11 protein-coding genes are annotated in these 12,443 nt (G+C 71.0%); 4 read left to right on the top strand and 7 right to left on the bottom strand.

Annotation, left to right across the window (positions count from 1 at the left end):
- Positions 1-40: 40 nt before the first annotated feature.
- Complete coding sequence (locus tag Dsi01nite_RS45270) at positions 41-1,756, bottom strand: NAD+ synthase (RefSeq protein WP_203852644.1); 1,716 nt, start codon at positions 1,754-1,756, stop codon at positions 41-43.
- A 155-nt stretch (positions 1,757-1,911) separates the two neighbouring features.
- Here Dsi01nite_RS45270 and glnA (Dsi01nite_RS45265) point away from each other — a divergent pair, with 155 nt between their 5' ends.
- Positions 1,912-3,264 carry a type I glutamate--ammonia ligase gene (glnA, locus tag Dsi01nite_RS45265; protein ID WP_203852643.1) on the top strand — a complete coding sequence of 451 codons (1,353 nt, stop codon included), beginning with the start codon at positions 1,912-1,914 and terminating at the stop codon, positions 3,262-3,264.
- Between the two features lies 1 nt (position 3,265).
- Here the strand turns inward: glnA (Dsi01nite_RS45265) and Dsi01nite_RS45260 are convergent, their stop codons facing one another.
- The 3 genes from Dsi01nite_RS45260 to Dsi01nite_RS45250 are packed head-to-tail and all read right to left on the bottom strand — an operon-like array spanning position 3,266 to position 5,441.
- Positions 3,266-3,976, bottom strand: a complete 711-nt coding sequence (locus Dsi01nite_RS45260) for a ferredoxin reductase (protein WP_203852642.1) — start codon at positions 3,974-3,976, stop codon at positions 3,266-3,268.
- Positions 3,946-4,545 carry a sulfite oxidase-like oxidoreductase gene (locus Dsi01nite_RS45255; RefSeq protein ID WP_203852641.1) on the bottom strand — a complete coding sequence of 200 codons (600 nt, stop codon included), beginning with the start codon at positions 4,543-4,545 and terminating at the stop codon, positions 3,946-3,948. The genes Dsi01nite_RS45260 and Dsi01nite_RS45255 overlap by 31 nt, the downstream gene beginning before the upstream one ends.
- Entirely contained in the window at positions 4,542-5,441 is a 900-nt protein-coding gene (locus Dsi01nite_RS45250) for a S66 peptidase family protein (RefSeq protein WP_203852649.1), read from the bottom strand. The genes Dsi01nite_RS45255 and Dsi01nite_RS45250 overlap by 4 nt, the downstream gene beginning before the upstream one ends.
- 48 nt (positions 5,442-5,489) lie before the next feature.
- Here Dsi01nite_RS45250 and Dsi01nite_RS45245 point away from each other — a divergent pair, with 48 nt between their 5' ends.
- Both Dsi01nite_RS45245 and Dsi01nite_RS45240 read left to right on the top strand, forming a co-directional pair.
- A complete protein-coding gene (locus Dsi01nite_RS45245; RefSeq protein ID WP_373318939.1) occupies positions 5,490-6,290 on the top strand; it encodes a type 1 glutamine amidotransferase in 801 nt (266 codons plus the stop codon).
- Entirely contained in the window at positions 6,290-9,184 is a 2,895-nt protein-coding gene (locus Dsi01nite_RS45240; RefSeq protein ID WP_203852640.1) for a bifunctional [glutamine synthetase] adenylyltransferase/[glutamine synthetase]-adenylyl-L-tyrosine phosphorylase, read from the top strand. The genes Dsi01nite_RS45245 and Dsi01nite_RS45240 overlap by 1 nt, the downstream gene beginning before the upstream one ends.
- A gap of 230 nt (positions 9,185-9,414) precedes the next feature.
- Here Dsi01nite_RS45240 and Dsi01nite_RS45235 read toward each other — a convergent pair whose 3' ends face one another.
- Positions 9,415-9,660, bottom strand: coding sequence for a hypothetical protein (locus Dsi01nite_RS45235; protein WP_203852639.1), 246 nt, complete (start codon positions 9,658-9,660; stop codon positions 9,415-9,417).
- Between the two features lie 92 nt (positions 9,661-9,752).
- Positions 9,753-11,177, bottom strand: coding sequence for a type I glutamate--ammonia ligase (glnA, locus tag Dsi01nite_RS45230; protein ID WP_203852638.1), 1,425 nt, complete (start codon positions 11,175-11,177; stop codon positions 9,753-9,755).
- Positions 11,178-11,358: 181 nt separating this feature from the next.
- Here glnA (Dsi01nite_RS45230) and Dsi01nite_RS45225 point away from each other — a divergent pair, with 181 nt between their 5' ends.
- The gene (locus tag Dsi01nite_RS45225) at positions 11,359-11,724 is read left to right on the top strand and encodes an RDD family protein (RefSeq protein ID WP_203852637.1); all 366 of its coding nucleotides are present in this window, start codon (positions 11,359-11,361) and stop codon (positions 11,722-11,724) included.
- An 8-nt stretch (positions 11,725-11,732) separates the two neighbouring features.
- Here the strand turns inward: Dsi01nite_RS45225 and Dsi01nite_RS45220 are convergent, their stop codons facing one another.
- Positions 11,733-12,431 (bottom strand): DUF4191 domain-containing protein, encoded by a 699-nt coding sequence (locus Dsi01nite_RS45220; protein WP_203852636.1) that lies wholly within the window; start codon positions 12,429-12,431, stop codon positions 11,733-11,735.
- Positions 12,432-12,443: the final 12 nt, after the last annotated feature.

Raw genomic sequence — 12,443 nt, 5'->3', positions numbered from 1 at the left:
CAGGCCGCCGCGGCAGAAACAGCAGAAACAGCAGAAACAGTTAGTTGCTGAAGCGGTTGGTGATGGGGAGGCGGCGGTCGCGGCCGAAGGCCTTGATGGAGATCTTCGTGCCGGGGGCGGACTGGCGGCGTTTGTATTCGGCGAGGTCGACCATGCGCAGGGTCCGGTCGACCACGGCCGGGTCGTGCCCGGCGGCGACCAGGTCGTCGCGGCCGAGGTCGCCGTCGACGTAGCCGGCGAGGATCGCGTCGAGGACCTCGTAGTCGGGCAGCGAGTCCGCGTCGAGCTGGCCGGGGCGCAGCTCCGCGCTCGGCGGCTTCGTGATCGACCGCTCCGGGATCGGTGGCACGTCGCCGCGGCGTTCGGCCTCCTCGTTGCGCCAGCGGGCGAGCTTCCAGACGAGGGTCTTCGGCACGTCCTTGAGGGGGTTGAAGGCGCCCACCGAGTCGCCGTACAACGTGGAATAGCCGACCGCCAGCTCGCTCTTGTTGCCCGTGGTCAGGACGAGCGGGCCCTCCTGGTTGGAGATCGCCATCATGATCACGCCGCGGACGCGGGCCTGGAGGTTCTCCACGGCGAGGCCGGACAGGGCCATGTTGGCGAGGAAGCTGTCGACCATCGGCTGGATCGGCTCGACCCGGTAGTCCAGGCCGGTCCGGCGGGCCATGTCCTCGGCGTCGTCCTTGGAGTGCTGCGAGGAGTGCCCGCTGGGCAGCGACACCGCGACCACGTTGGCGGGGCCGAGCGCGTCGCAGGCGATGGCGGTGACGACGGCGGAGTCGATGCCGCCGGACAGGGCGATCGCGACGCCGCGGAAGCCGTTCTTGCGCACGTAGTCGCGCAGGCCCAGGACCAGCGCCTGCCAGATCTCGGCCTCGTCGGTGACCCGGGCGGCGATCTCCGGCGCGGGCGCCGGCTGGTCGCTGTCCACCACGCTGTCGGAGATCAGCACGTTGACGACCCGCAGCTCGGCGCCGGCCACGACGGGCGGGACCGGCGCGGCGGCCGGCAGGTCCAGGTCGAGGACCATGAGCTGCTCGGCGAACTGCTGCGCCCGGGCGATCAGCGAGCCGTCGGGGCGCACCACCATCGAGTCGCCGTCGAAGACCAGCTCGTCCTGGGCGCCGACGGTGTTGACGTAGGCGACGGTGGACCGGGCCTCCGCGGCCCGGCGGGCGACGAGGGCGAGCCGGGTGTCGTCCTTGTTCAGCTCATACGGCGAGCCGTTGATGTTCACCACCAGGCCGACCTGGGCGAGGGCGGCGACGGCGAACGGGCCGCCCTCCTGCCACAGGTCCTCACAGATGGTGAGGGCGATGTCGACGCCGCCGACCCGGATGACGGTCAGCGTGTCGCCCGGCTCGAAGTAGCGGTCCTCGTCGAAGACCCCGTAGTTGGGCAGGTGGTGCTTGAAGTAGGTGGCGACCTGCGTGCCGCGGTGCAGCACGGCGAGGGCGTTGCGCGGGCCGACCTCGTCGGCGTCGAGGTAGCCGACGATGACGACGGTGTCGCCGAGACCGTCGGAGGCCAGCTGCGCGGCGAGCTCGTCGACGGCGCGCTTGGACGCGGCCACGAACGACCGGCGGAATACCAGGTCCTCGACCGGGTAGCCGGTCAGCATCATCTCCGGGAACGCGACCACGTGGGCGCCGGCACCGGCGGCCTTGCTGGTCCAACCGTGCACCAGGGACGAGTTGCCGGTGAGGTCTCCGACGGTCGGGTCGATCTGGGCGAGCGCGAGTCGCAACCGGGGCATACCTCAAGTGTGGACCAAGCCCGGCACGGGTGCTCCTGTGACGTTCACTCCAGTGCCGGGTGAGATGGGCAGGTCCGGTAACTTGTGCGTAACACCTTCGGGCAAGACTTGCCCGAATTAGGCCCGTAGACACCGCAGCTCGTGGGGGAACCACCGTGGACCGTCAGCAGGAGTTCGTGCTCCGGACGCTCGAAGAGCGGGACATCCGCTTCGTCCGTCTCTGGTTCACCGACGTCCTTGGCACCTTGAAGAGCGTCTCGGTCGCGCCGGCCGAGCTCGAGTCGGCGTTCGAGGAGGGCATCGGCTTCGACGGTTCGGCGATCGAGGGCTTCGCCCGGGTCTACGAGTCGGACATGGTCGCCATGCCGGACCCGACGACGTTCCAGGTGTTCCCGTTCGAGGGGGGCATGTCGGGGGAGAGCGCGCGCATGTTCTGCGACATCACCCTGCCGGACGGTTCGCCGTCCTGGGCGGACCCGCGCCACGTGCTGCGCCGGGCCCTGTCGCGGGCGGCGGAGAAGGGCTTCACCTTCTACACCCACCCCGAGATCGAGTTCTTCCTGCTCGAGTCGCTGGGTGAGCACGGGTCGCTGCCGACCCCGGTCGACACCGGCGGCTACTTCGACCACACCACCCACGCCGTCGCCCGCGACTTCCGCCGCCAGGCGGTCCTCGCGCTGGAGCGGATCGGCATCTCGGTCGAGTTCAGCCACCACGAGGTCGCGCCCGGCCAGCAGGAGATCGACCTGCGCTACGCGGACGCGCTGACCACCGCCGACAACATCATGACGTTCCGGCACGTCATCAAGGAGGTCGCGCTCTCCCACGGGGTGCACGCCACCTTCATGCCGAAGCCGTTCACCGACCAGCCGGGCAGCGGCATGCACACGCACCTGTCGCTGTTCGAGGGGGAGCGCAACGCGTTCCACGACGCCAGCGACCCGATGAAACTTTCGAAGGTCGGGCAGGCGTTCATCGCCGGTCTGCTGGTCCACGCGCGGGAGTACACCGCGATCACCAACCAGTGGGTCAACTCCTACAAGCGGCTCTTCCCGCAGACCCTGCCGAACCGGATCACCGAGTCCCCGGCGTATGTCTGCTGGGGTCACACCAACCGCTCCGCCCTGGTGCGGGTGCCGGCCTACGGCAAGCCCAACTCGGCCCGCGTCGAGGTCCGGTCGCTGGACTCGGCCACCAACCCCTACCTCGCCTACGCGGTCATGCTCGGCGCCGGCCTGCGGGGCATCGAGCAGGGCTACGAGCTGCCGCCGGGCGCCGAGGACGACGTGTGGGCGCTCACCGACGGCGAGCGGCGCGCCGCCGGTTACGAGTCGCTGCCGGAGAACCTGTCCCAGGCGGTCGACGCGATGGCCGGCTCCGAGCTGGTCGCGGAGATCCTCGGCGAGCACGTCTTCGACTTCTTCCTGAAGAACAAGCGCACCGAGTGGGAAGAGTACCGTCGGGTCGTCACCCCCTTCGAGCGCGAGCGCTACCTGGGGATCATGTAGGTCAGCCGAAGCGCTCGGTCTTGATGCCTCTGGCGTCGTGGCCGAGCGCCACCATGATGTCCGCGACGGTCTCCACGAAGCCGGTCGGCCCGCACACGAACACCGCGGGCTTGAAGTCGGCCGGCCACGCGTGCGTGTTGACGTCGGCGACGCCGATCCGGGAGCCGCGGACCCTGGTGTAGACGTATTCGACGTCGAGCCCGCGGTCGTCGCGGGCCCGCTGCCGCAGCTCGTCGGCGTAGATGACGTCCTGCGGGGTGCGCACCGAGTAGAGCAGCCGGAACGGCGTCCGGACCCCGTGGTCGGCCCGCGACCGGATCATCGCCATCAGCGGCACGATCCCGGAGCCGCCCGCGATGAGCTGGACCGGCGCCGGGTCGGTGGGCCGCCACACGAACCAGCCACCGATCGGCCCGCGCAGCTCCACCGGCTGGCCGATGTCGTAAATATCCGTTAAAAACGGACTCACTTCACCGTCGTCGAGGCGCTGCACGGTGATCGAGAGTCCGGACGCCGACGCGATCGAGTAACTGCGCTGCGCCGTGTAGCCGTCCTCGGCGGTCAGCCGCACGTCCACATGCTGGCCCGGCAGGTGCCCGGGCCAGTCAGGGACGTCGAAAACCAGCGTCCGCGCGGTCGGCGTCTCGAACGACGCCGACTGCAACACGGCCTTCTGCCAGGTCAGTCTCCCTGGTACCGCTGCTCGCGCCATGGGTCTCCGTAGTCGTGGTAGCCGGCCTGCTCCCAGAACCCCGGCTCGTCCTCCAGCATCAGCCGCAGCCCGTGCACCCACTTCGCCGACTTCCAGAAGTACAGGTGCGGCACCAGCAGCCGGGCCGGCCCGCCGTGCTCGGGCGTCAGGGGCTCGTCGTCGTAGCGGTACGCCACCCACGCCTTGCCGTCCAGGAGGTCCTCGAGCGGCAGGTTGGTGGTGTACCCGTCGTAGGAGTGTGCCATCACGAAGTCCGCGGCCGACTCGACGTCCTCCATGAGCGTGTCGATCGCCACGCCCCGCCAGCCGGTCTGCAGCTTCGACCACTTGGTGACGCAGTGGATGTCGACGGTCACGTCCTCGTGCGGCAGCGCGGTGAACTCCGCCCACGTCCACTTCGTCTGCGCGCCCGCCTCGGTGGTGATCACGAACTCCCACCGGTCCGTGTGCAGGCGAGGCGTCGGCCCGGCGGACAGGACGGGGAAGTCGTGCGCGAGATACTGCCCGGGCGGCAGGTCCGGCTCCTGTTGCCGCCGCCGCCCGCCGAACCCGGTGGTCACGAAACTCATGGGCTCAATCCTGCCGCAGTCCTGTTTCCGATCTCATCCGTCAGACGACTGGTGAGGCAGCCCACGTGCACGTCCAGGACGGCCGGCGCCCCCAGCACGACGGTCTCCTGCCCGACCCCGTGCCCGATCCGCAGCCCGCCCAGCACCGGCACCCCGAGGGCCCCGAGGTGCTCCCGCAGCACGTCCACGACCGTCGTGGGCCCCACGCCGCCGCACTCGGTGAACTGCCCGACCGCGACCCCCGCCACCCCGTCGAGGGTGCCGGCCCGCCGCAGGTGCGTGAGCATCCGGTCCACCCGGTAGGGCGCCTCACCCACATCCTCGATGAGCAGAATTTTTCCGGATAGGTCTGGCATGTCCGGGGTTCCCACCGTGCTGGCGAGCATCGAAAGGTTCCCGCCCAGCAGCACTCCCCGCACGGCCGGCCCGGGCACCGTCACCGCACTCGTCTCCTCATTTTCGGTGGTGTACGACCTCAGCGGGCCCGACGAGAACAACGCCTCCCGCAACGACGCCGCCGACGCCGCCGGCAGCCGGTCGTCGAACCATGCCGCGCCCGGCCCGTGCACACTCGGCCACCCGGCCCGCCGCCACACCGCCAGCTGTAGCGCCGTGATGTCGGAGAACCCCACGAGGTGCTTCGGGGCACCCAGCCGGATCCGGTCGACGATGCGCTGCGCGCCGTAGCCTCCTCTCGTACACACGACCGCCCTTGTCTCTGGATCTTCGAGGGCGGCGTTGAGGTCGCGGAGCCGGTCCTCGTCGTGACCCGCCAGGTAGCCGGCCCGGTCGAACACGTGCCGCCCCACCCGCACCTCGAGGCCCCAGCTCGACAGCAGTTCGACGCCACGGGCCACCCGCTCGGGCACGGTCGGCCCCGACGGCGACACGAGCATGACGGCATCCCCGGCCTTCAACGCTTCCACGGTCGTTATTGTCGGGTCGTGACGATCGAAGGGTCCCCGCGGGGACGGGTGGCGCTCGTGGTGGAGAACGACCCCAGCGACGGACCGGGCCGCCTCGCCGGCTGGCTCACCGGCGGCGGCCTCGAACTGGCCGTGGTGCGCCCTCACGCCGGCGACCCGCTGCCCGCCGACCTGGACGGCTACGCCGCGCTCGTCGTCCTCGGCGGCGAGCAGGACGCGTTCGCCGGCGCCGACGGGCAGCGGGCCGCGCCGTGGTTCGCCCAGCTCGACGGCCTGCTGCGCAAGGCCGTCCGGCACAAGGTGCCGACCCTCGCGATCTGCCTCGGCGCGCAACTGCTCGCCCAGGCGCACGGCGGCACCGTCGAACGCAGCGCCGCCGGCCCCGAGATCGGGGTGCGCCTCGTCGCCCGCCGCGACGTCGCCGACAACGACCCGGTCTTCGCCGCGGTGCCGTTCGCCCCCGACGTGCTGCACTGGCACCACGACGAGATCGTCGAGCTGCCGGTCACCGCGACCCTCCTCGCCGCCTCCACGCACTACCCGGTGCAGGCGTTCCGGATCGGCGCCGTCGCCTGGGGCCTGCAGTTCCACATCGAATGCGACCTGCCGATGTTCGCGCAGTGGGCCATGGAGGGCGTCGGCACCCTCGGCGACCTGGGCATCGACCCGATCGAGCTGCTCGAGAGCGTCGAGGCGGCCCTGGACGACGTGGCCGAGGTGTGGCAGCCGTTCGCGGAGCGGTTCGCCGCGGTCGCGCTCGGCCGAGTGCCGCGCGGCGACGGCGGCCTGCGGTCCCTGCCGCTGCTGGGGCCCGCCTGATGCCCCCCGCCGGCCACCTCGCTCGGTTCGGGTTCACCGACGACACCCGATCCTCCGCCCTCGCCGGGCCCGACGGCCTGCGCCTGTGGGACCCGGAGGCCCGCCGCCCCGCCGACGACGACGCCGCGACGCTGCTCGAGACGCTGTACTTCGCCGCCGACCCCGACCTGGCGCTGTTCCAGCTGCACCGGCTGGTCGAGGTCGCCGGTGACGAGGTCCGCGCGGCCGTCCTCACCGACCGCCTGGTGCGGCGGCGGCTCATCGGGGTGCTCGGCGTGTCCGCGACCCTCGGCGACCTGCTCGTGGCCAACCCGGCGGACTGGAAGGAACTGCAGGGCGAGCAGAACAAGCGCCCCGCCGGCTACAGCACCCGCGACGTGACCACGGTGCCGTTGCTGCGCGACGGGTACCGGCGGGAACTGCTGCGCATCGTCGCGGCCGACCTGACCGGCGCCGCCGACGTCGACGTCACGATGCGCCGCCTGACCGAGCTCGCCGACGCGACCCTCGACGCGGCCCTGGCGATCGCCTCCGCCGAGCATCCGCTGCTGGCCGGCAGCTGCACCCTGGCCGTCGTCGCGATGGGCAAGTGCGGCGGCCTCGAACTCAACTACGTCAGCGACGTCGACGTCGTGTACGTCGCCGAGCCGCTCGACGGCATCGACGTCGAGGTCGCGATGCGGTCCGGCAGCACCCTCGCCGCCCGGCTCATGGAGATCTGCGGCTTCGTCGCCTGGCCCGTCGACGCCGCCCTGCGCCCCGAGGGCAGCCGCGGTGCCCTCGTGCGGACCGTCGCCTCGCACCTCGCGTACTACCGCAAATGGGCCAAGACCTGGGAGTTCCAGGCCCTGCTGAAGGCCCGGCCCGCCGCCGGTGACCTGGCCCTCGGCGCCCGCTGGCTGCAGGAGCTGCAGCCGCTCATCTGGTCCGCCGCCGAACGCCCCGAGGCCGTCGACGAGGTCCGCGCGATGCGCCGGCGCATCATCGAGCAGATCCCGCGCACCGAGGTCGACCGCGAGATCAAACGCGGCCCCGGCGGCCTGCGCGACATCGAGTTCGCGGTGCAGCTGCTGCAGCTGGTGCACGGCCGCGCCGACGAGTCGCTGCGCACCCCGACCACCATCGCCGGCCTTCGCGGCCTCATCGAGGGCGGGTACGTCGGCCTCGCCGACGGCGAGGCGCTGCTGCGGGCGTACCGCTTCCTGCGCACCGTCGAACACCGCCTCCAGCTGCAGCGCCTGCGCCGCACCCACACCGTGCCCGACGACCCCGCCGCCCTGCGCTGGCTCGCGCACGCCCTGAACTACCGGCCCAACGCCGCTCGCGACGCCGTCGAGTCCTTCCGCGCCGACTGGGTCCGCCACGCCCAGGAGGTCCGCCGGCTGCACGCGAAGCTGCTGTACCGGCCGCTGCTCGAAGCCGTCGCCCGCGTCCCCAGCGAGCAGCTGCGGCTCACCGCCACCGCCGCCAAGGCCCGCCTGGAGCTGCTCGGGTTCGCCGACCCGGCCGGCGCCCTGCGCCACATCGAGGCCCTGACCGGCGGCGTGTCCCGGACCGCCGCGATCCAGCGGCAGCTGCTACCGGTCCTGCTCAGCGAGTTCGCCGACGCCCCCGAACCCGACCGCGGGCTGCTGGCCTACCGGCAGGTGTCCGACAAGCTCGGCAACACCCCGTGGTACCTGCGCCTCCTGCGCGACGAGGGCCCGGTGGCGCTGCGGCTGGCCCGGCTCCTCGCCCTGTCCCGATACGTCACCGAGCTCCTCGTGCACGACCCGGAGGCGCTGCGGCTCCTCGCCGACGACGCCGAACTCGTCCCCCGCACCGCCACGCAGCTCGCCGCCCAGTTCGCGGCTGCCGCCGCCCGCCACGACGACCCCGAGACCGCGATCAACGCCGTGCGCGCCTCCCGCCGCCGCGAGCTGTTCCGGATCGCCTGCGCCGACCTGCTCGGCTTCCTCGACGTCTCCGCCGTCGGCGTCGCCCTGTCCGCCGTCATCGACGCGACGCTGCGCGCCACCCTCGGCGTCACCGCCGCCCCCGGTCTCGACCTCGCCATCGTGGGCATGGGCCGCCTCGGCGGCGAGGAGACCAGCTACCCCTCCGACGCCGACGTCCTCTTCGTCTACGAACCCCCGCCCGGCATGGCCGACGACGCCGCGAGCGGGCTCGCCCTCACCGTCGCCGAGGACCTCCGCCGCCTGCTCGCCCGCCCCGCCCCCGACCCACCGCTCGGCGTCGACGCCGACCTGCGCCCCGAGGGCCGCCAGGGCCCCCTGGTGCGCAGCCTCGGCGCCTACCAGCAGTACTACGCCCGCTGGTCGAAGGTCTGGGAGGCGCAGGCCCTGCTCCGGGCCCGCCACGTCGCCGGCTCCTCGTCGCTCGGCGAGCGGTTTCTCGCCCTCGCCGACACGATGCGCTACCCCGAGGGCGGCCTCACCCGCGACCAGATCCACGAGATCCGCCGCCTCAAGGCCCGCGTCGACAGCGAACGCCTGCCCCGCGGCGCCGACCCCGCCACCCACACGAAACTCGGCCGCGGCGGCCTCGCCGACGTCGAGTGGACCGTCCAGCTGCTGCAGCTCCTGCACGGCCGCACCGTCCCCGCGCTGCGCACGACCCGCACCCTGGAGGCCCTGTCCGCGGCCACCGCAGCCGGCCTGCTCGACCCCGCCGACGAGGCCGGCCTGCGGGCCGCCTGGGAGCAGGCGTCCCGGGTCCGCAATCTGCTGACACTGGTCCGCGGCCGCGCCACCGACCAGCTACCGCGTCAGGGGCCGGACCTGGCCGCGGTGGCGAGGATCCTGGGCGGCGTCGAGCCGCAGGAGTTCCTGGACGAGTACCTCCGCGTCGCCCGCCGCGCCCGCCAGGCCGTCGAGCGCATCTTCAGCTCCTGACCGCCCCACTTCCCTGATCCGGAAGACCTTGCGCACCCCTGGCTACGCGAGGTCTTCCGGATCACGGGCGGGATCGCGGCGGGGTGGTGGGCTCGGAGCGCACCGCCGGGCTTCCAGGGTCGCCGAGGTCCACGGGCGGGCGGCCCTGTCCGCCGGAGGCGGAGCTCGTGTGCCCGGCCCGGCCTGGGTCCGCCGGGGCTCGAAGTGAGCAGCGCTACATGCGGCAAGGGCTACTGTCCGGGGTCCGCATCACCGAGGATGTCGCTCGTGGAGACACCCCGCGACAGCCGGTCAACGGTCATGAAATGGCTGCTGGTTCCGGTGGCTGTCGTTCTGGCGATGCTGTGCTGTTTGGGCGGCTGTGTCCTGCTTTTGATCGCTCCCGACCAGATGGCCGCGTTCAGCCCCTTCAACTGGTGGTAACGGGCCACACCGCCGCCCCGCCCCACTTCCGTGATCCGGAAGACCTTGCGCACCCCTGGCTACGCGAGGTCTTCCGGATCATGGGGCGTACACACGGCAACGGCGGCCGCTTGGAGCAAGCGGCCGCCGTTGCCAACAGGTCAGATCACACGTCGTAGTACATGGCGAACTCGTGCGGGGTCGGGCGCAGGCGCACCGGGTCGACCTCGTTGGTGCGCTTGTAGGAGATCCAGGTGTCGATCAGGTCCTGGGTGAACACGCCGCCCTCGAGGAGGAAGCCGTGGTCGCCTTCGAGGGAGTTGAGGACCTCGTCGAGCGAGCCGGGGACCTGCTTGACGTTGGCGACCTCCTCCGGCGGAAGGTCGTAGAGGTCCTTGTCGATCGGCGCCGGGGGCTCGATCTTGTTCTTGATGCCGTCCAGGCCGGCCATCAGCATGGAGGCGAAGGCCAGGTAGACGTTGGCCGACGGGTCCGGCACGCGGAACTCGACGCGCTTGGCCTTGGCGTTGGTGCCCGTCACCGGGATACGGGTGCAGGCGGACCGGTTGCGCTGCGAGTAGACCAGGTTGACCGGGGCCTCGTAGCCGGGGACCAGGCGGCGGTAGGAGTTCACCGTCGGGTTGGTGAAGGCCAGCAGCGAGGGCGCGTGGTGCAGCAGGCCGCCGATGTACCAGCGGGCCGTGTCGGACAGGCCGCCGTAGCCGGCCTCGTCGTAGAACAGCGGCTCGCCACCCAGCCAGAGGGACTGGTGGGTGTGCATGCCGGAGCCGTTGTCGCCGAAGAGCGGCTTCGGCATGAAGGTCGCGGTCTTGCCGGCGTGCCAGGCGACGTTCTTCACGATGTACTTGAAGAGCTGCAGCTGGTCGCCGGACTGCAGCAGGGTGCCGAACCGGTAGTTGATCTCGGCCTGGCCGGCGGTGCCGACCTCGTGGTGCGAGCGCTCCACGATGAAGCCGGCGCCGATCAGGCGCTGGACGATCTGGTCACGCAGGTCGGCGTAGTGGTCGACCGGCGGGACCGGGAAGTAGCCACCCTTGTAGGCGGTCTTGTAGCCGCGGTTGCCGCCCGGCTCGTCCTTGCCGGAGTTCCACCAGCCCTCGACCGAGTCGATGTAGTAGTAGGCCTGGTTGGCCGACGTCTCGTGCCGGATCGAGTCGAAGATGTAGAACTCGGCCTCGGGACCGAAGTAGGCGGTGTCGGCGATGCCGCTCGACGCGAGGTACGCCTCGGCCTTCTTCGCCACGTTGCGCGGGTCACGGGAGTAGGCCTCACGCGTGAACGGGTCGTGGATGAAGAAGTTGAGCGCGAGGGTCTTCTCGATCCGGAACGGGTCGATGAACGCCGACGTCACGTCGGGCAGCAGCATCATGTCCGACTCGTGGATCGCCTGGAAGCCACGGATGGACGAACCGTCGAAGGCGAGGCCGTCGGTGAACACGCTCTCGTCGAACGACTCGGCGGGGACATTGAAGTGCTGCATGACGCCCGGCAGGTCACAGAAGCGAACGTCGACGAAGCGGACGCCCTCGTCCTTCACGTATCGCAGCAGCTCGTCAGAATTGGCGAACACTCGTCCTCCAGGTCGCAGGCAATGCCAGTCGTGGTGATCACTTCAGTGTGAAGGTGGCTGGTTGGTCGCGACCGTAGAACTGTGCGATTGCCCGGGCATGTCTCGATTGTTTCCACTGTGTTTCGGCGCCACCAGTCCGGCCAGATCACCGAGGTGTGGTCGGCCGGTAGGCTGACCCGCCGTGGAACTCACCGCGGCATCGCTGTCCAGACGGTTCGGTGCGCTGCTCGTCGACTGGCTGCTGTGCCTGCTCATCAGCAGGGCGTTCGCCGATCCGGTGGAGGCGCCATGGCTCGCGCCCGGCCTCCTGCTGGTGGTGTACGGGCTGTTCGTCGGCTTTTTCGCCCAGACCCTCGGGATGCGCATCTTCAGCATCCGGTGTGTGTCAATGGCCACAGGCGGGCCGATCGGCGTGCCCAGGGCCATCCTGCGGGGTGCGTTGCTGCTGCTGGCCGTACCGGCGCTGATCATGGACAAGGACGGCCGCGGGTGGCACGACAAAGCCGCCGGCTCGTGGGTCGTGACCACGGCACCGGCGGCCTCGTAGGGGCGGGCTCAGCGCCCGCGCATCGCCTTGAACGCGCCCTTCGGCGGCTTCATGTTCTTGGGCATCGCGCCGCGGGGCATCTGCGGCCGCGCCGACAGGGCGGTGAGCCGCTTGTCGAGCGCGTTGACGTCCTTGCCGGTGATCGTGCGCGGCAGCCGGACGAGCGTGTTGCGCAGCTTCGCGAGCGGCAGCTGGCCCTCCTCGTTGCCGATCACGAAGTCGCGCAGGTCGGCGTTGCCGATGACCTTCACCAGGCGGCGGCGCTCCTGGTTGATCAGGCCGCGGACCCGGGTCGGGTTGCCCTCGCCGAGCAGGATCACGCCGGGCCGGCCGATGACCAGGTGCACCATGTCGAACTGCGTCGTGGAGACGATGGCCGGGGTGACCCGCCAGTCGCCGCGCATGTTCTCGATGATGGAGGCGGCCGCGCCGGGCTGCCCCTCGGCCTCGCGCATCATGGCCTTCTGCGAGCGCAGGTTGAGCACGATGACCGTGCCCAGCAGTGCGGCCAGGACCCCGATCGGCGCCCACACCCAGGACACGCCCAGCGCGACGGCGACGCCGACGGCGATGAGCGGCACGAGGATCACCACCAGGACAAGCGGGACGAACAGCTTGTCGCGCTTGGCGGTGAAGGAGAACACCATGCCGATCTGCTTGAGCCGAGTGAAGAAGGAGACCTTCTCCGGCTCCTGGGCCTTTGCCATACCTCCCACTCT

This window comes from Dactylosporangium siamense (assembly GCF_016862795.1).
GTDB classification, from domain to species: domain Bacteria; phylum Actinomycetota; class Actinomycetes; order Mycobacteriales; family Micromonosporaceae; genus Dactylosporangium; species Dactylosporangium siamense.
This window is presented reverse-complemented; position numbering and strand designations above follow the sequence as displayed.